The 17,344-nt window shown below is 69.8% G+C and carries 14 protein-coding genes and 1 pseudogene; 2 read left to right on the top strand and 13 right to left on the bottom strand.

The features are described 5' to 3' along the window. Window positions 1-67: 67 nt before the first annotated feature. A complete protein-coding gene (locus ACIRR9_RS39120) occupies window positions 68-1,519 on the bottom strand; it encodes an NCS2 family permease (RefSeq protein WP_403762339.1) in 1,452 nt (483 codons plus the stop codon). Between the two features lie 273 nt (window positions 1,520-1,792). On the opposite strand from ACIRR9_RS39120, the gene ACIRR9_RS39115 reads away from it, so the two are divergent. Together ACIRR9_RS39115 and ACIRR9_RS39110 are read left to right on the top strand one after the other, a co-directional pair. Beyond that, complete coding sequence (locus ACIRR9_RS39115) at window positions 1,793-2,362, top strand: SigE family RNA polymerase sigma factor (protein WP_403762336.1); 570 nt, start codon at window positions 1,793-1,795, stop codon at window positions 2,360-2,362. Then, the gene (locus ACIRR9_RS39110) at window positions 2,359-3,210 is read left to right on the top strand and encodes a hypothetical protein (protein ID WP_403762333.1); all 852 of its coding nucleotides are present in this window, start codon (window positions 2,359-2,361) and stop codon (window positions 3,208-3,210) included. Before ACIRR9_RS39115 ends, ACIRR9_RS39110 begins: the two co-directional genes overlap by 4 nt. A 245-nt stretch (window positions 3,211-3,455) precedes the next feature. On the opposite strand, the gene ACIRR9_RS39105 is transcribed toward ACIRR9_RS39110, so the two are convergent. From ACIRR9_RS39105 to ACIRR9_RS39050, 12 genes and pseudogenes are all read right to left on the bottom strand, one after another. After that, window positions 3,456-4,610 (bottom strand): right-handed parallel beta-helix repeat-containing protein, encoded by a 1,155-nt coding sequence (locus tag ACIRR9_RS39105; protein WP_403762331.1) that lies wholly within the window; start codon window positions 4,608-4,610, stop codon window positions 3,456-3,458. 133 nt (window positions 4,611-4,743) lie between these two features. After that, complete coding sequence (locus tag ACIRR9_RS39100; protein WP_403762328.1) at window positions 4,744-5,541, bottom strand: HAD family acid phosphatase; 798 nt, start codon at window positions 5,539-5,541, stop codon at window positions 4,744-4,746. Between the two features lie 160 nt (window positions 5,542-5,701). Continuing rightward, a complete protein-coding gene (locus tag ACIRR9_RS39095) occupies window positions 5,702-6,814 on the bottom strand; it encodes a chondroitinase-B domain-containing protein (RefSeq protein ID WP_403762325.1) in 1,113 nt (370 codons plus the stop codon). Window positions 6,815-6,850: 36 nt separating this feature from the next. Further along, entirely contained in the window at window positions 6,851-7,879 is a 1,029-nt protein-coding gene (locus tag ACIRR9_RS39090) for a pectinesterase family protein (protein ID WP_403762322.1), read from the bottom strand. Window position 7,880: 1 nt separating this feature from the next. After that, window positions 7,881-9,017: a pectinesterase family protein gene (locus ACIRR9_RS39085; RefSeq protein ID WP_403762319.1), complete on the bottom strand. Its 1,137-nt coding sequence runs from the start codon at window positions 9,015-9,017 to the stop codon at window positions 7,881-7,883. A 117-nt stretch (window positions 9,018-9,134) separates the two neighbouring features. Beyond that, entirely contained in the window at window positions 9,135-10,451 is a 1,317-nt protein-coding gene (locus tag ACIRR9_RS39080) for a polysaccharide lyase family 1 protein (RefSeq protein WP_403762316.1), read from the bottom strand. Between the two features lie 17 nt (window positions 10,452-10,468). Further along, on the bottom strand, window positions 10,469-11,242 hold the full coding sequence (locus tag ACIRR9_RS39075; RefSeq protein WP_403762313.1) for a rhamnogalacturonan acetylesterase: 774 nt from the start codon (window positions 11,240-11,242) through the stop codon (window positions 10,469-10,471). Window positions 11,243-11,351: 109 nt separating this feature from the next. Continuing rightward, window positions 11,352-12,686: an ABC transporter substrate-binding protein gene (locus tag ACIRR9_RS39070; protein ID WP_403762310.1), complete on the bottom strand. Its 1,335-nt coding sequence runs from the start codon at window positions 12,684-12,686 to the stop codon at window positions 11,352-11,354. 78 nt (window positions 12,687-12,764) lie between these two features. Then, window positions 12,765-13,805 (bottom strand): annotated as a pseudogene (locus ACIRR9_RS39065) (polysaccharide lyase family 1 protein); the annotation flags it as partial. Window positions 13,806-13,829: 24 nt separating this feature from the next. Beyond that, window positions 13,830-15,332 (bottom strand): family 43 glycosylhydrolase, encoded by a 1,503-nt coding sequence (locus ACIRR9_RS39060; protein ID WP_403762307.1) that lies wholly within the window; start codon window positions 15,330-15,332, stop codon window positions 13,830-13,832. Beyond that, window positions 15,329-16,180, bottom strand: coding sequence for a PmoA family protein (locus ACIRR9_RS39055; protein ID WP_403762304.1), 852 nt, complete (start codon window positions 16,178-16,180; stop codon window positions 15,329-15,331). The genes ACIRR9_RS39060 and ACIRR9_RS39055 overlap by 4 nt, the downstream gene beginning before the upstream one ends. Then, window positions 16,177-17,316 (bottom strand): Gfo/Idh/MocA family oxidoreductase, encoded by a 1,140-nt coding sequence (locus ACIRR9_RS39050; protein ID WP_365337389.1) that lies wholly within the window; start codon window positions 17,314-17,316, stop codon window positions 16,177-16,179. Before ACIRR9_RS39050 ends, ACIRR9_RS39055 begins: the two co-directional genes overlap by 4 nt. Between the last annotated feature and the right edge of the window lie 28 nt (window positions 17,317-17,344).

Raw genomic sequence — 17,344 nt, 5'->3', positions numbered from 1 at the left:
GTGGCTGGTCGCGCCCCCGCGGCGGTAGCCGCATATCGGCTACCGCCCCGCGCCCCTACGAGGCGCTCTACTTCACGCCCAGCACCTGCTCCACCGGATCAATCGCGAAGTACACCAGGAACAACGCCGACACGGCCCACAGCAGCCAGTTGACCTCCTTCGCCTTCCCCAGCACCGCCTTGATCACCACGTACGCCAGGAACCCCGCCCCGATGCCGTCCGTGATCGAGTAGGTGAACGGCATCGCGGCGATGGTGAGGAACGCCGGGATCGCGATCTCGTACTTGTCCCAGTCGATGTGCTTGACGTGGGTCATCATCAGGAAACCCACGGCGATCAGCGCGGGCGCCGCCGCCTGGAGCGGGACGATCGTGAGCAGCGGGGTGAGGAAGAGGGCCAGCCCGAACATCCCGCCGGTGATCAGGTTGGCGAAGCCGGTCCGCGCGCCCTCGCCGACACCCGCCGCCGACTCGATGTACGCCGTGTTGGAGGAGGCCGAGCCGATACCGCCGGCCACGGCCGCCGCACCGTCGATGAACAGCACCCGGCCGATGCCCGGCACCTGCCCCTTGTCGTCGAGCAGCCCGGCCTCCGCGCTGATGCCGACGATCGTGCCCATGGCGTCGAAGAAGTCGGACAGGATCAGGGTGAAGACCAGCAGTACGGCGGTGAGGACACCGGCCTTGCCGAAGCCGCCGAACAGGTTGAAGTGGCCGACGAGTCCGAAGTCGGGCGCGGCCGCGATCTTGTCCGGGATCTTCGGCGTGGTCAGGCCCCAGCTCTTGATGTCGGCCACCGAGTCGATGACGATCGCCACGACGGTCATCGTGACGATGCTGATCAGGATCGCGCCCTTCACCTTCCGCGCGACCAGCGCGATGGTCAGGAGCACGCCAAGACAGAAGACCAGTACGGGCCAGCCGGTGAGCCGGCCGACGGCACCCAGCTGCACCGGCACGGTGGTGTCCGCGGCGTCCGGGATACGGCTGACGAAACCGGCGTCGACGAAGCCGATGAACGCGATGAACAGGCCGATGCCGACCCCGATCGCCTGCTTCAGCTGCTGCGGGATGGCGTTCATGATCGCCTCGCGCAGGCCCGTCACGACGAGCACACAGATCAGCAGGCCTTCGAGGACCACCAGGCCCATCGCGTCGGACCAGCTCATCAGCGGCGCCAACTGGAAGGCCACGACGGCGTTGAGACCGAGTCCGGCCGCGATGGCGAGGGGCAGGTTGCCGCCGACGCCCATGATGATCGTCATCACACAGGCCACCAGCGCGGTGGCGGTGACGAGTTGGCCGGTGTCGAGGCTGTGTCCGAACTTGTCCTTGGCGCTGCCGAGGATGATGGGGTTCAGGACAAGGATGTAGGCCATGGTGAAGAACGTGGCGAAGCCGCCGCGTATCTCCCGGCCGAAGGTGGACCCCCGTTCGGAGATCTTGAAGAACCGGTCGACGCTGTTGCCGGCGGGTGGCGCGGCGCCCTGTGGGCGGTCCACCTTCTGCGTCTCGGACATGGTCGTACTCCTCGTTGCCTGATCGAACGTGTGCGGATGCTGGCTGGATTGTTCCCGCGTTGAACCTGTTTCAGGTTTTCCCCGTGTTACGGAATCGGGCTCAACCGGCTCCGAGGGACCGAACCATCGTCGTACTCTCGGACACACCACCACCGAACCCCCGTACGGAGCACACGAAACGATCACTGCTACGCTCCGGATTCCCGCCGGGGCGCACCCCCGGCCGTTCGCATGTCATCTACATGACATACACCCAGACAGAAGAGGTCACCCGTGGGCACAGTCGTCGACGACGCCGCCTCCGTGGAGTTCCATGCCTTCTTCGAACGCCACTACGCCGAACTCTCCCGTCTCGCGTACATGCTGACCGGTGAGTCGGACGCCGCCGACGACCTGGCCGCCGACGCCCTGCTGGCACTGTGGCACCGCTGGGACCGGGTGCGCGCGGCCGACCACCCGGTGGCCTACGCCCGCGGTGTCGTCGCCAACCTGGCCCGCTCCCGCATCCGCAGCGCCGTGCGCGAACGGCGCCGTATCGCCCTGTTCTGGTCGCACCGCGAGGAGAGCACCGAGAACCCCGACATCGCCGGAGTGGTGGACGTCCAGGGGGCGCTGCGCCGCCTGCCGTTCCGCAAACGGGCGTGTGTGGTGCTTCGGCACGCGTTCGACCTGTCGGAGAAGGACACCGCTCTCGCCCTCGGGATCTCGGTGGGTACGGTTAAGAGCCAGACGTCGAAGGGCATGGCCGAGTTGCAGAAGCTCCTCGGCGAGCAGGGTGTTCCGCAGCGGGTGCACGCGGCGATGGCGCCGCGTGCCGGTCAGAGCGGAGGAAGGAACCGATGAGGCAGCAGGACGTGCACGACGAGCTGCGCGCCCGGCTGCACGAGGCGGCCGAGGCGCACGAACCCGACCGCGCCCGCATCCTGGCCCGGGTCGAGCGGGGCATGGCCCCGCAGGCGGCCCGCCCCGGCCATCGCGCCACCCTTCCGGCCGTGTTCGGCTGGGTCCGGGTGGTCAGCGCCACGGCCGCCGTCGCCGCTGTCCTCGGGGTCGGCGGCTACGCGGTCGCCTCGGCCGTGAAGGACACGCCCACCGAGAAGACGGTCGCGGTGTCGCCGACGCCCTCCGGGACCCCGGACGCGGCCACTCCCGCACCGTCCCACTCGGCCGCCCCGCCCTCGCACGCGCCCTCGAAGTCCGGCTCCCCCAAGGCGAGTTCGGCGCCCTCGTCGCCCCCGACGGCCTCCGCCACCCCGACGGCTCCGGTCGCGAAGGGCGAGCAGGACGGCCCGCTGTGGTCGGACGGCTCGGTGGACCCGCACAGCAACGACTTCTGGGCGCAGTCCGACGTGACACTGAAGGTCTCTCAGCAACTGACCGCGCTCACCGTACAGTTGAAGGTGGCGCAGACCGGCGGGGTGTCCAACAGCGGAGCCTGGCGCTCGCTGCCGGAGACCGACTTCACACAGACCGTGGCCGAGCAGGACGGCTTCCTGGTCTACACATGGACGCTCAAGCCGGACGCAAAGGTCGCGGTCGGCCAGTGGGTGTTCGCGGGCCAGTACAACCACGAGCGCGGCGGCCGCGACGCCAAGGACGACAGCTACACGATCACGGGAAGCGCGGACGGCAAGCAGTACGCGGTGACCGGCGACTTCGCCACCCACACGACAACCGACGGCGACTCGTAAAGAAGTTCCGGGAACGCGGCAACCTTCTCCCGGGCGGCGGCAACCAGGTACCGACGGGCGAGCCCGGCCGCACGGCGGCGAACCGGCTCTGCCCCGACGGCCGCGAGGGCGGCGGCACGACCCCCGGTGGTGAGGTCCGGGAACATGCCGCCCGCAACGGCCGGCCGGACACGGTTCCCCGCGCCCCCAGAAGAAGCGGCGGGGGCGCGGGGAACTGTGAACCGGGCCATGAACCCTCCGCGGGCTCAGTTCATGGTCGCCCCGATGGTGCTGGACCTCGTGGTCAGGAAGGTCGTGACGGGCAGCGAACCGCCGGAGCCACGGGCCCCGTAGGCGGTCGTCGCGTCCGTCGACCTGAACGCCGGCGTGGCCACCCCGCTGTCCCAGTTGTTGGCCGCGGAGACGGTGGCGGAGCCGAGCGTGCGAAGGCCGCCCTTGTTGCTGACGGAGAGGTTCCGGGCCAGTCGCGACTTGCTCGTCCGGAAGAAGAACCCGGACTCGCCGTTGGAGTACGCGGTGTTCCGGTTCAGCACGATCGCCCCGGTGTTGGAGTTCTCGGTGAACCCGTTCAGCGTGTTGTCCCAGGACGCGTTGTCGTTGACGACATGCGCGACGGCGACTCCCCCGCCGCCCAGCTTGAACCCGTTCCCGTTGCCCTCGAACGCGGAGTCGTTCCACCGGTTCTTGCCGTTGCCGAAGGCCCAGCTGTGCTCGATGGTGACCGGGGAGGAGAACTGCCAGAGGTCGAGGCCGTCGTCCGAATTGTTGTACAGACGGGCGCCGGTGACCTTGTTGCCCGTGCCCGAGCCGAACTTGATGGCGATGCCGTCGGCGTTCTGCCCGTGCCCCGCCTTGTCGTAGTTGCCGTAGCTGTCCAGGTTCTGGACGAGGTTGTTCACGGTGTTGTCGCCGCGCAGGGTGAAGCCCGAGTCGCCGTTGTCCGCGGTGACCAGGTTCTTGAAGACACCGCCGGTCGACGAGGTGGCGACGAAGCCCTGGGCCGGGGAGTTCTGGAAGGTGAGGTTCTGCACGGTCCAGTAGCTGCCGTAGATCCCGGTGAGCCAGGAGCCGGCGGGCAGCTTGGAGCCGTCGATCTTCACCTTCTCGGTGCCGTGGGCCTCAAGGGTGATACGCGCGGAACTCGTGCCGCTGACCGTCGACTTGAGGGTGGCGGTCGGGTAGTACGTGCCCGCGCGCACCTGGATGACGGTGCCGGCGGCGGCGCCCGCGACGGCCGACTCCAGCTGTGCGGTGGTGGAGACGGTGACCGTGCTGGTGGCGGCCTGGGCACCGCCGTTCGACAGGCCGAGGTAGACGCCGCTCGCGCCCGCGGCGACGGCCACCGCTGCGGCGATCGAGAGGGTACGCGTCCTGCGGTGGCGTCCGGTGCTGAAGCGCACTGGCCGTTCCTTTCCTTGACGCCCCTGGCGGGACGTACTGACGAGGGGGAGCGAAACGGGCCGGAGGGGCCGCCCCGGCCCGTTTCTGTCTCCCAGTCGCCGCCGTGGCCGGAAAGGGTTGCCGTCCTTCCGGCTACGACACGAAGTACGTCGGGTTCGGCAGCTTGAAGGTGCGGTCCGCGTAACCGCCGTCGAGGTCCGAGTACTGGTCGCCGAAGTTGGCGACGATGTCGTACCCGAGGTCGTCCTCGATGTGCTTGCGGGTGCCGGACTTGTACTGCACGGTGGTGCAGGTCCAGGTGCCCGGGGTGGCGCAGGCGTTCAGGTAGGACGGCGGGTTGGCCTTGTCCTTGAGGAACATGTGCGCGGTGTCGAGGTTGACGTCGGCGCCGATCTTCTTCAGGTTCTCGACGGCGGCGGTGCGCTGCGCCTCGCTGAGCCCGGAGTTGTAGAAGACCTCGACGCCCTTGCTCGCCGCGTACCGTACGAGCTCGGCGCTGCCGAACACGCCGGGCCGGTCCGCCTTGTTGACGTAGTCGGCCCACGTGGTCGAGTTGTACGTGTAGTTGTAGCGCTTCTCGTAGTCGAGGCTGAGCAGCAGCGTGTCGTCGATGTCGAAGACGACCGCGGGCCTCTCGCCCCGGTGGTGGGCCTTGCGTGCGGCCTGGTCGATCTGGCGCTCGGCCGCCGCGTCCATCCGCGCCAGGTCCTTGGCGTACGGGCTGTCCGGCGACGCCTGGTACACACCGCCCGCGTCGGCGGTGGTGCCGTAGTAGGTGTCGATGTCCTTCACCAGGAGCCCGATGTTGTACGGCTCGTGGGTGGAGTTCGCCGTCGACTGACCGGCGGTGGCCGCACCGGCGCCGTAGACGACGCCTCCGGCGACGGCACAGGCGGCCGCGATCGCCGTGATCCGAAGTGACTTATGCATGACAGGAGTTCTACGCGCGTCACCGGGGTGGGCGCGAGACCCGTTGCCTGATCGATATCTCATCGGCAGGCAAAAACCGGGTCAAGCGCCCTGGACGGAGACGTTCCGGTTGTCCTTGTCTTCTTCGGTGTCTGCTTCGGTGTCCTCTCCGGTCTCCGGTTCAGTTCATCGTCGCGCCGATGGTCGAACTGCCCGTCGTCAGGAAGGTCGTCGCGGGCAGGGAGCCGTCCGACTTGCGGGAGTTGTACGTCGTGGACGCGTCCGTGGAGACGAAGGACGGGGTGGAGATCCCGGAGTCCCAGTTGTTGCCGGCCGAGACCACCGACGAGCCCTTGGTGACCGGCCCGCTGCCGTTGCTCACCGCGAGGTTCTTGCCGAGGCGGGCCGCGCTGGTGGCGAAGTAGTAGCCCCACTTGGAGTTGGCGTAGGCGGTGGTGCGGTTGATGACGATCGCGCCGGTGTTGGAGTTCTCGGTGAAGCCGTTGCCGGCGTTCCCCCAGGCGGCGGAGTTGTTGACGACATGGGCGACGGTCACCCCGTTGCCGCCCAGTTTGAAGCCGTTGCCGTTGCCCTCGAAGGCGGAGTCGCCCCAGCGGTTGACGCCGTTGCCGAAGGACCAGGTGTGCTCGATGGTGACCGGCGAGGAGAACGACCACAGGTCGATCCCGTCGTCCGAGTTGTTGTAGAGGCGGGCGCCGGTGACCAGGTTGCCCGTGCCGGAGCCGAACTTGATGGCGACGCCGTCCGCGTTCTGGCCGTGTGTGGCGGCGTCGTAGTTGCCGTAACTGTCCAGGTTCTTCACGGTGTTGTTGACCGTGCCGTCGCCGGTGAGGGTGAAGCCGGAGTCGCCGCCGTCGATGGTCTTGATGTTGGTCCAGTTCGTCCCGGTGCAGGACTGGCAGACGACCGCGCTGTCCGGGGAGTTCTGGAAGGTGATGTTGGAGACGTTCCAGTAGTCCGCGGTCAGCTTGAAGATCCAGGAGCCGGAGGGCAGCGACGAACCGTCGATCTTGACCGTCTCCGAGCCGTACGCGGTGAGCGTGACCGGCGACGAGGAGGTGCCGTTGACGGTGGACTGGAGGGTGGCCGTCGGGTAGTAGGTGCCGCCGCGGACCTGGATGACCTCGCCGGCGGTGGCGTTCTTGATGGCGCTGGTCAGGTCGGTGGTGCTGCTGACCACGACGGTCGCCGCGTGGGCCGGGGTGGCCATGACGGCGAGCCCGAGCGATGCCGTGGTCACGGCGAGTGCGGTGAAGGTGCTGAGTCGACGCATGACGTGCGGGTCCTTTCGTCGATCAGAGTGAGTCGATCAGGATGAGCGGACGGGGTTCCAGTCGCCGAGGTAGGCCGCGGGGGTGTGCGACAGTGCCTCGGCGTCGGTGAGCTGGGGCCGGTTCTCGGGGACGGTGATCACCGCGCCGGGCCCGGAGTTGCGGTACTCGGCGAACCGCATGGACTGCCAGGGGTAGGCGTCCCGCATGTTCGTGTAGGGCGCGACGGGGTCGATCCCGGGGCCGATGAGGCTGTCCCGCACGACCAGCGAGGGCCAGGCGGAGGTCTCGTACGTCGGCACCCAGGGCCGCGCCAGCTTGTACGCCCCGTCCTCCGCGCCGGAGGAGAACCGGCAGCGGACGGCGAGGAACCCGTACGGGTTCGCACGGGCGGTCGAGGGGGCGAACACCATGCCCTTGGGCGTGAAGGTCACGTCCCGTTGCAGGGTGCGGAAGTGGCAGTGCTCGTACACCGCCCTGGCCCGCCCGAAGACGAAGTCGACGTCGCCCTCGATGTGGCAGCGGTGGAAGAACTGCCGGTCGAAGGAGCCGAGTCCGGTGGTGTCGGCGAACAGGGTGTCCTGGTGGGCGAGCAGCCGTACGTTCTCGAAATGCGTGCGGTCCCCGGTCAGGTACGCGGCGACGGCCTGGGTCCCGGTGATGTCCGGGTGGTCGGCGCGCAGCCAGTCGTTGGCGAGGGTGAGGTCGCGGACCCGCAGCCCGGCCGCCGCCGAGGTGAAGGTGGCGGAGCCGGCGGTGCCGTAGGTCCCCGAACCGTCCGGCTTCTGCGTGCCGTTGGCGTTGTCGTGGACGATGACGGCGGCACGGGGATCGCGACTGGCACCGCACAGGGTCAACTCGGTCTTCTCCGCAGACACGTTGACGACTTCGCGGTATGTCCCCGGGTGCACGACGATCGTCCAGCCCGGCCCGGACACCGCGTCCACGGCCGCCTGGACGGAGTCACCGGGCCGGACGTGCAGGACCCGGCGGTCGTGGCCGAAGCCCGTGACCGACCCCATGGCCGCCGCGGCTCCGGCGGCGAGAAGTGCGCGTCGGGTGGGCATGTCAGCACTCCTTCCACGGGGTCCAGTCGCCGAGGTAGGTCTCCCGGGTCGCGGACTCGGCCTGTTCGTCGGTGAGTTGGGGCCGGTTCCCGGCGACGGTGATCTCGGCCCCCGGACCGAGGTCGCGGTACTCGGCGAAGCGCTGGTTCTGCCAGGGGAAGCCGGCCGACATGTCGGTGTAGGGCGCGACGGCGTCGATGCCGGAGCCGAGCCAGGAGTCCCGGACGACGAGCGAGGGCCGGGCGGTGGTGTCGGAGCTGGGCACCCAGGGCCGGGCCAACTTGTAGTAGCCGTCCGGAGCTTCACTGCTGATCCGGCTGCGGGACACCAGGTAGCCGTACGGGTTGGCGCCCGCCGTCGACGGCGCGAACACGAACCCGTACGGGGCGGCCGCGAGGTCGGTCCGGTTCAGGGTGCGGAAGTGGCACTGCTCGTACACCGCCCTGGCCCGCCCGAAAACGAAGTCGACGTCACCCTCGACGTAGCAGTGCGCGAAGTACTGGCGGGCGAAGACGCCGAGGGCCGTCGAGTCCGCGTACAGGGTGTCCTGGTGGCCGAGGAACCGGCAGTGGTGGAAGGCGCTGCGATCACCCTGCACCTTGACGGCCACGGCCTGGGTCCCGCTGATGTCCGGATGGTCGGCACGCAGCCAGTCGTTGGCGAAGGTGATCCAGCGGGCGGTGAAGCCGTCGCCCTGCACGGTGACGGTGGCGGAGCCGGTGGTGCCGTAGGTGCCGCCGCCGGGCTTGGGGGTGCCGGCCGCGTTGTCGTGGACGATGACGACGTCACGGGGGTTCTCCGAGGCGCCGATCCAGGTGGCCCCGGTGCGGGTGGTGTCGGCGGCGACCGTCTCCCGGTAGACCCCCGGGGCGAGGACCAGCGTCCAGCCGCTGCCGGTGGCGGCGGTCACGGCGGCCTGGACGGTGGTGAAGTCACCGCGCCCGTCCGGGTCGACGTACAGGGTCTGCGGAGTACGGCGGTGCTCGGGCGACCCGTACCGCCCGAAGGGGCGACCGGTGGGGTACGCGGGGAGGGCACCGGCGTACGCGGGCAGGGCGGTCAGGCCGAGCGCGGCGCCCGCCCCGGCGCCCGCGAGCAGGAAACCCCGTCTGGACAGGGGAAGGTGGGGCGAGGACATGCGGGTGCTCCTTGGCGACGGGGACAGAGACGGAGGTGGGTGGCGGTACGTCCTTGCCGTGGGGGGGGTGGGGCCGGGGCGGGTTCCTGCGGGCGCCCCGGCCCGAGCGGTCCTGCGTCAGCGCAGTCGGCCGGCGCCCGCGCCGCAGTCGACGATGCGCGGCACGGCCTGGGCGGGGTCGATCCTCGTGCGCAGGGCCGGGATCCAGTCGGTGCCGGACTGGAGGATCTCGCCGGGGACGTCGGCGTTGTGGACGGCGATGAGGTCGGTCAGCTCGCCGTTGACGTAGTTGTCGTCGGCGGTGAGCGGCGACTCCTTCCACTTCTTCAGGATCGAGCCGGCGCTGACCCCGTCCGCGAGGGTGAACGCGTTGTGCTCGGCGACGAGTTGGGACTCCATGCCGATGCCGTAGCTGTAGCCGTAGCCGGTCTCGGCGACGAAGTGGTTGTTGTAGGAGTCGACCTGCCCGAACCGCACCCGCGGCGCGCGCTCCACCAGGTTCCGGAACAGGTTGTGGTGGAAGGTGACCCTGAGATGCCCCCGGTCGACGGCCGCGGTCGACGCGCTGTCGCTGTTGCCGATGAGGATCGTCTTGTCGTGGTCCTCGAAGACGTTCCAGGAGGCGGTGACGTAGTCGGCGCCCTTGACGATGTCCAGCTCACCGTCGTGCTGCTCGTAGATCCGCCCGAAGTAATAGGGCAGGGTGCTGTCCGGGTGGTCGCCGTCGGTGAACGTGTTGTGGTCCATCCACACATGCGTGGACCCGTAGATCACCGCGCCGTCGTACTCGGAGTTCCAGTTGCCGTCGGCGGTGTCGGTCGGGTCCCACTGCGGGAAGCAGTCGAGGGGGCTCTCCAGGGTCAGGTTGCGGACGATGACGTTGTCGACGGCCTTGATCTGCAGGCTGGCGCCCTTGAAGCCGGCGTCCTTGCCGACACCGACGATCGTGGTGTTGGCCGGGACATAGGCCTTGATGTAGGCGTCCTGCTGGGCCTGGGAGGCGCGGCGCAGCCCCTCCGGGCTGTCGTCGGGCTCGTTGTCCAGGTTGGTGGAGCGCCCCCAGGCCTCCGGTGAGTACTTGGCGAGGTAGGCGGCGAAGTCGTAGCCGGGCACGGCGAACGAGTCGCAGCTCGGCCCGTCCGCGTCGATGGTCCCCACGACTCTGACGATCTTCGGCGCGCTGCCGCCGTCGGCGAGGGCGGCCTTGAACTCGTCCCAGGTGGTGACGGTGTAGACGTGCGCGGAGTCGGCGGCGGACCCGCCGGTGGTTCCGGTCGTGGCCGAGCCCCAGCCGTCGTTCGCGGCCAGTACCTGCCGGTCGGGCGCGGCCCGGTGCGGGGCGGCGGCCTGGGCGGTCCCGGTCATGGCGAGCACCAGGGCCGTGCAGCCGGCCAGCGTTCCAATGACGCGTCCATGACATATCTGTGTACGCACTGTGCGGTTCTCCTCGGCTATGCGGGTGGCCAGGTGATCCAGGAGGTCGGTATGTCCTTGTGCAGCCGGATGACGTCGTGCCGGGCCAGCACCCGGGTGCGCAGCAGCTCCTGCGCCACGAGCCGGGCCACGGCGATGGCCCCCGGCGGGTTGAAGTGCGTGTTGTCCTGCTCGGTGGCGGTCCAGTTGAAGTACGTCTTGGTCGCCTCGACCCCGAGCGACTGCCACAGTGCGAGCGACAGCGCCTCGATGTCGAGCAGCGCCACGTGCTCCTGCTCGGCGAGAGCGCGCATCGCTGCCGGATAGTCGCCGTGGGTCGGCACGGCGTTGCCGTCGGCGTCGAACCGGCGACGCTCGACCGGGGTGGCCAGCACGGGCCGGGCACCGTGCGCCCGGGCACCGTCGATGTACATCCGCAGGTACTCCTGGTACGTCGTCCAGGGCTCGGTGTACCGCGTCGGATCGGCGGACTTCTCGTCGTTGTGCGCGAACTGGACGAGCAGCAGATCGTGCGGCCGGATCGTGGCGAGGATGGCGTCCAGGCGCCCCTCGTCGACGAAACTCTTGGAACTCCGGCCGTTCACGGCTTGGTTGGAGACGGTGATGTCGTTCCGGAGAAAGAACGGCAGCGCCATTCCCCACCCGGTCTCGGGAGCCTCGTCGGCGGTCTTCTGGGCGGCGGTGGAATCACCGGCGATATAGAGGGTGCGGTGACTTCTCCCGGGACCGCGGCCGGCGAGCGGAATGGCAGCAAGCGCCGCGGATGTTACCTGTCTACGCGTAAGGGACACGTGGGTCGCCTTTCACACAGGGATTGAGGTGTCCTGCCTAGGGGCGCGGGGAACTGCGCGACCAGCCACAACCAACCGCCAGTCCCCCACGCACCGAAACCACCCGACCTCAGTGGTTCTTCTTCCAGTCCGCCTGCGCCTTGTCGATCTGATCGGCCAGCGTGTCCAGGAACTCCTTCGCCGTCATCTTCCCGAGCAGCACCTTCTGGAAGTTCGGCTCGTTGTCGGCCTTGGAAATGGTGTTCCAGTCCGGCAGATAGTAAGGAAGCTGCACGATCTTCGTCGTGGCCCCGCCCAGCGCCTCGGCGGCCAGCTTCGTCGGCTCGGACGCCTGGACCCACGAGTCCTGCGCCGCCTCGTTGTTCGCCGGCACCTGCCCCGCCGACTCGTTCCACTTGCTGTTGGACTCATGGGAGGCCGCGAACTCGATGAACTTCCAGGCGGCGGCCTTGTTCTTGCTGGACTTGAACAGCCCGAGACCGTCGACGGGGTTGGAGACCTGCACCCGTGTCCCGTCGTCCAGGGTCGGGTTGGGAATCCCCTTGAACTTCCCGCTCAGCGATTTCTCGTGATCGGCGTAGGAACCGAGGTTGTGGCTCAGCATCCCGATCGTGCCGGAGTCCCACTGCGCGACCATCTTGGTGAAGTCGTTGTTGACGTCGGCGGACGGGGTGTCCTTCTTGTACAGCCCGACGTACTTCTCCAGTGCGGCGACGTTCTTCGGGTCGTTGACGGTGGTCTTGTCGCCGTTCCAGAACGAGGTGATCCCGCTCTGCCCGTAAGTGGCGTCCAGCGCCTGCGCGATCGACCCTTCGCCGCCCCGGATCGTGTACCCGAACCTGTTCTTCGCCTTGTCGGTGAGCTTGTCGGCGGCCGTGTAGAACTTCGTCCAGGTGGTCGGCGCGTCCAGCTTGGCCGCGTCGAACAGATCGGTCCGGTACCAGAGCGTGCCGTTGTTCGCGGACGTCGGCACCGAGTAGGTCTTGCCGTCACCGCCCGCGGCCTTGACGCTCTCCAGGAACTTGTCGTTGAGCTTGCCGTTCAGCGAGCTCTTGGAGAGCCGGCTGTCCAGCGACTCCAGCGCACCCTGCGCGGCGACCTCCGCGAGCATCGCGGTGCCGACCCCGCCGACGTCGGGCAGTCCGCCGCCCTGGATGGCGGTGTCGTACTTGGACTGGACGCTCGCGGCGGGCACGCCGACGTACTTGACCTTGATGTCGGGGTTCTGCTTCTCGAAGTCGGAGATGATCTGCTTCCAGACGTCGGTGCGGACACCGCCGTTGTTGTCCCAGAACGTGATCGTGCCCTTGCCGGAGCCCTCGTCGCCCTTGTCCCCCGCGCTGCCGCTGCCGTCGTCGCCGCAGGCGGTGGCGGTCAGCGCGAGCACGGAGCCCAGGGCGACGGCGACGGCCGCACGCCTGCTTCTGCGGATGCTGCTCTTCATTGATCGGCTCTCTTCTTTGGGTCTCTTCTTCGGGATCCAGCGAGATATCGAGATATGAAGTCGTGGGGGGAGTCAGTGGCCGATCCGCGCCTGCGGACCGGAGAAGCGCCTGAGCAGCGCGGGGACGGCGGCGGCCGGGTCCAGCCGGTAGTCGTAGAAGTCACGCGGGCCGAAGGCGGCACCCCACTCGTCGGTCCGCCCGCCCGTGTTCACGAGAATCGACCCGCGCTGCACCAACTCGGCCGTGGCATCGGCCTGGTAGGGGTGCTGGACGCCGTCGTAGTAGCTGTTCTCGATCACCATCCGGTCGCGGCCGCGCGACCAGTTCCCGTACGTCCACACCGGGTCGCCGTCGGCCACCTGGTGGGAGAGGTGGTTGTTGTAGAGGTGCGCGTAGGCGCAGTTGTCGGCGGACGGGTTGCGCTGTTTCGTCCCGGTGAACCAGTTGTGGTCGATGGTGACCTGGGTGACGACGTTCGGTGTCCAGCCGATCCCGAACGCCTTGTTGTGGTGGCTGAACCGGTTGTAGGGGACGGTGATGTACTGGCTGTCCTTGCGCAGGTCGATCAGTCCGTCGCCCATGTGCGTGAGGTGGTTGTGGTCGATCCAGACGTGGTCGACGGTGTCGAGCTGGATCGCGTCGAAGTCCTGGGTCTTGCCGTCCCGGTCGCCCTCGACATAGGAGTCGCGGATCGTCAGATTGCGGATGACGACGTTGCGCGTACCGGCGTTGAGGTGTAACTCCCCGTGCACGATCTCGCCGGTGGTGCCGACTCCGACGATGGTCTTGTCCGAGCCCACGACGATGTTCGACCCGAAGGGCTCCACCGCGATCGGCCCGGCGACCCGGATGACGTACGGCTCCTCGGCCGCCGCGTAGCGCGCCAGGGAGGCCTGGTCGGTGACCGTGACGGCCTTGCCGCCCGCGCCGCCGGTGGTGCCGCCGGCCAGGGAGGCGAAGCCGTGCGCCCGGTCGGACCAGCGGCGGTCCGGCGCCGGGTGGTGCCGGCCGGCGGCCTCGGCCGAGGGGACCGGACCGATCCCGATCGCGGCGCCGATACCGGCCGCGGCGGCCAGGACTCCCCGTCTCGGCAAGCGCTTGCTATGGGGGTGCGTCATTGCGGCTCCCATCGGAAGGACTGGCTACTGGGCGCTGATCCGGAAGTGCGTGAAGGCGGCCGCCCCGGCATGGCCCGGCCCCTCGGGTGCGGCGGCGAAGAGACCGAGCAGGGCGCCGACCCAGCGCCAGGGCGTGGCGGCGAACACCGGGCCGGAGGGCACGAGGCCCGCTCCCACGTCGTACGAGAACCGGCACCGCGCCCCCGCGCCGGCCTCGATCCGCAGCCGCGCCCGTCCCTGGGGCGCCGGGCAGCCGGGTGAGGCGTCCCGTTCGCGGTCGGCGACGGCCTCGGCGAACCGGTGCACGAGCCGTACGCCCCCGTCGGACCCGCGCTCAAGGCCGATCCAGCCGAACGCGTCCCCGAGCACCGCGAGGCCCGCCCGGGCACCGGACTCCGTACTGTCCAGCCGCAGTTCGACCTCCACCACGCACGGCGTCCCGGGCAGCCGCTGCGTCAGCACCTGCGGCAGCCGCCGCAGGTCGTGCGCGTCCCCCGAGCGCACGCACGCCAGCCGCAGCCCGTCCCCCGAGTGCTGGGTGGCCCATCCCGCACCGGGATTGGCCGTCCACTGCCACTGCCGTCCGAACCGCCCGCCGGGAAAGTCGTCGTCGGTGGCGGGCGCGGCGGGCGGCTGCGCCGGCAGGTCGGGCCTCGGGTGTACGGCCACGGGCGCGCCGTCGTCACCGATCACCGGCCAGCCGTCCGCACCCCACCGCATCGGCTGGAGGTGGACCACCCGGCCGTACGCGCCCCGCTGCTGGAAGTGCAGGAACCAGTCCGCGCCGCCCGGGGTCCGCACCCAGCCGCCCTGGTGCGGTCCGTTGACGTCGGTGTCCCGCTGCTCCAGGACGATCCGTTCCTCGTACGGCCCGAAGAAACCCCGCGAGCGGAGGGCTCCCTGCCAGCCGGTCGCCACTCCCCCGGCGGGCGCGAGGATCCAGAACCAGCCGTCGTGCCGGTAGAGCTTCGGGCCCTCCAGCGTGAACCACCCGGGTATCCGGTCCCCGTCGACGATCACCTTGCCCGCGTCGAGCAGCGACAGGCCGTCGGGGTGCATACGGTGACCGGTCAGCCGGTTCTTGATCCCCGAACGGGACTTCGCCCAGGCGTGCACGAGGTACGCCTCGCCGCTCTCGTCGTCCCACAGGGGGCAGGGGTCGATCAGCCCCTTGCCCTCCTTCACCAGGTGCGGGCGGGTCCAGGGGCCTCGGATCTCGGGGGCGTTGACCTGGAAGACGCCCTGGTCGGGGTCGCCCCAGAAGATCCAGAAACGGTCGTCGTGATGCCTCAACGAGGGTGCCCAGACACCGCAGTCGTGGCGCGGGGAGGCGAACCGCTCCTCCGGCTCCAGGCGTTCGAGGGCGTGGCCGACCAGGGTCCAGTCGACCAGGTCGCGGGAGTGCAGGAGCGGGAGCCCCGGGGCGCGGCCGAAGCTGGACGCGGTGAGGTAGAAGTCGTCGCCAACGCGGACGACGTCGGGGTCGGACCAGTCGGCGTTCAGGACGGGATTGGTGTACGTCGTCACTGGGTCACCGCCTTCCGGACCAGTGCGGTCGCCTCACCGCGCCCGAGGCGGCCGTCCGCGACGACGGTGACGACGCGGCGTACGACGGTCTCGCCGGGCGGGACCGGCAGCCGCTCGGCGGACGCCAGCGAGGAGCCGACGCCCGGGTACTCGGCGGCGCGGACGAACCAGGGGGCGCGGCGGGTGTCCTCGGTGGCCCCGGCGAAGACGAGTGTCCAGTCGGCGCCGGCCAGCGCCAGCCAGTCCGCGGTCCTGCCGTGCACCGCTTCCTCGCCCGCCCGGTCCGCCGTGAACACGTCCGGCGCCGAGGCCTCCTTGCGGGCCCGCCAGAAGTAGCCGCCGTAGGCCGCTCCGGGGCGGCCGTTGGTGGCGGGGCTGCCGATCGAGAGCGGGGCGTCGGTGACGTTGGTGAGGGAGAAGGTGAAGTCCAACGCCCAGGCGGTGTCCGTGAGTTCGACGGCGGCGACGGTGCGCCGTTCGCGCAGCAGGTCGGTGCCGGCGGCGACCCAGCGCAGCTCCTCCACGAAGCCGTCCGGGTCGCTGAGCTGGAAGGCCACATGGCGCTGGGTGCCGTGGTCGTCCAGCTCGGTCGGCCCCTGGTCCCGGACGTAGGTCCGGCCGCCCCAGAAGTTGTGCCCCTCGACGTCGGGAACGGCGACACCGACGCCGAGGTGGTGGAGGTGGTCGGCGGGGGTCAGCTCGGTGACCGCCGTGCCGGCCAGGGTGGTGACGGGGTGGAGGTAGGGGCGCGGGGAGAGCCGGGCCGGGAGCCTGTGGTGCGTCACGTACCACGCCACCGGCCGCCCGGCGGCCTTCAGCACCAGGCTCTTCGTCTCGCTGTCCGTCATGTGCTCACCTCTTTCGGCGGGGCCCAGGGGGCGCTCAGCTCGGAGTAGAGGGCGAGGGTGTCGGCGGAGGCCGCGACCAGTGCGTCGATGCCGGTCACGACCCGGCGCTCCTCCGCGGCCAGGAAGGTCCAGGCGTCGGCGGGCAGCGCGACCGGGTCGCCGGCCAGTCGAATCGCTTCAACGACCTTCATGAAGGCGCCGGTCGCGTCCGGCTCGACCAGCAGCTCGGCGCCGGTGGTGAGGTGGTCGACGAGGTTCTCCAGCAGGTCCGTGCTGCCGTACTCGCTCTCCTGCGGGCCGTGGCCCGCCCGCTGCACGAGCACGCGGTCCTGCTTGTACCAGAAGGTGATCCGGCCGGTGGTGCCGTGCACCAGGACATACGGGTCCCCCGGCTCCTCGGCGCAGAGCGTGGCGGCGACCGTGACGGGGCCGCGCGGGGTGCTGACGCGGACGCAGGAGGTGTCGTCGGACTCGATGTCGTTGGCGCGCAGCAGTTCGGTCTCGATGCCGGTGACATCCTCGGCACGGACGGTGCCGAGCAGGGCGAGGCCGGTGGCGACGGCGTGCGCGAGGGGGTTGGTGAGGACCCCGTCGACGACGTCCACGCCGTTCAGCCGCCGCTTGCCGGCCCAGGGCGCCCGCCGGTAGTAGGACTCGGCCCGGGCCCAGGCGCCCGCCCCGCCGACCCCCGTCACGTCACCGATGGCACCCTCCGCGATCAGCTTCCGGATGGCGGGCACGGCGTGCGAACCCAGCGACTGGAAGCCGATCTGGCAGACCACACCCGCCTTGGCGACCCCGTCGGCCATCCGCCGGAACTCGGCGTACGACGGCGCCGGCGGCTTCTCCAGGAGCAGGTGCACGCCCCGCTCGGCGGCGATCAGGGCCAGGTCCGTGTGGGTGGGGATCGGTGTGCAGATCACGGCGACACGGGCGCCGGTCTCGTCGAGCAGCGCGCCGAAGTCGCCGGACTGGACGGGCTGCCCGAGCCCCTCCGGCAGTTCGTCCGCGCCCAGCGGGGTCAGCTCGCAGATGCCCGCGAGCCGTACGGCCCCCTTCTCCTGCAATCGCCGGATGTTCTCCAGGTGCCAGCGGCCGTGGCCGCGTGCTCCGGCCAGCACGATGTCGATGGTCATGAGGTCTCCCCTGCGTTGCCGATCTTTG

It is taken from the genome of Streptomyces sp. NPDC101234 (assembly GCF_044767525.1).
In the GTDB taxonomy this organism is placed as follows: domain Bacteria; phylum Actinomycetota; class Actinomycetes; order Streptomycetales; family Streptomycetaceae; genus Streptomyces; species Streptomyces sasae.
This window is presented reverse-complemented; position numbering and strand designations above follow the sequence as displayed.

What these genes read in the sequence shown, in the direction of transcription:
- ACIRR9_RS39120 (WP_403762339.1), bottom strand. Translation starts at nt 1,519, where the DNA reads ATGTCCGAGACGCAGAAGGTGGACCGCCCACAGGGCGCCGCGCCACCC.
- ACIRR9_RS39110 (WP_403762333.1), top strand. Translation starts at nt 2,359, where the DNA reads ATGAGGCAGCAGGACGTGCACGACGAGCTGCGCGCCCGGCTGCACGAG.
- ACIRR9_RS39100 (WP_403762328.1), bottom strand. Translation starts at nt 5,541, where the DNA reads ATGCATAAGTCACTTCGGATCACGGCGATCGCGGCCGCCTGTGCCGTC.
- ACIRR9_RS39095 (WP_403762325.1), bottom strand. Translation starts at nt 6,814, where the DNA reads ATGCGTCGACTCAGCACCTTCACCGCACTCGCCGTGACCACGGCATCG.
- ACIRR9_RS39090 (WP_403762322.1), bottom strand. Translation starts at nt 7,879, where the DNA reads ATGCCCACCCGACGCGCACTTCTCGCCGCCGGAGCCGCGGCGGCCATG.
- ACIRR9_RS39085 (WP_403762319.1), bottom strand. Translation starts at nt 9,017, where the DNA reads ATGTCCTCGCCCCACCTTCCCCTGTCCAGACGGGGTTTCCTGCTCGCG.
- ACIRR9_RS39070 (WP_403762310.1), bottom strand. Translation starts at nt 12,686, where the DNA reads ATGAAGAGCAGCATCCGCAGAAGCAGGCGTGCGGCCGTCGCCGTCGCC.
- ACIRR9_RS39055 (WP_403762304.1), bottom strand. Translation starts at nt 16,180, where the DNA reads ATGACGGACAGCGAGACGAAGAGCCTGGTGCTGAAGGCCGCCGGGCGG.
- ACIRR9_RS39050 (WP_365337389.1), bottom strand. Translation starts at nt 17,316, where the DNA reads ATGACCATCGACATCGTGCTGGCCGGAGCACGCGGCCACGGCCGCTGG.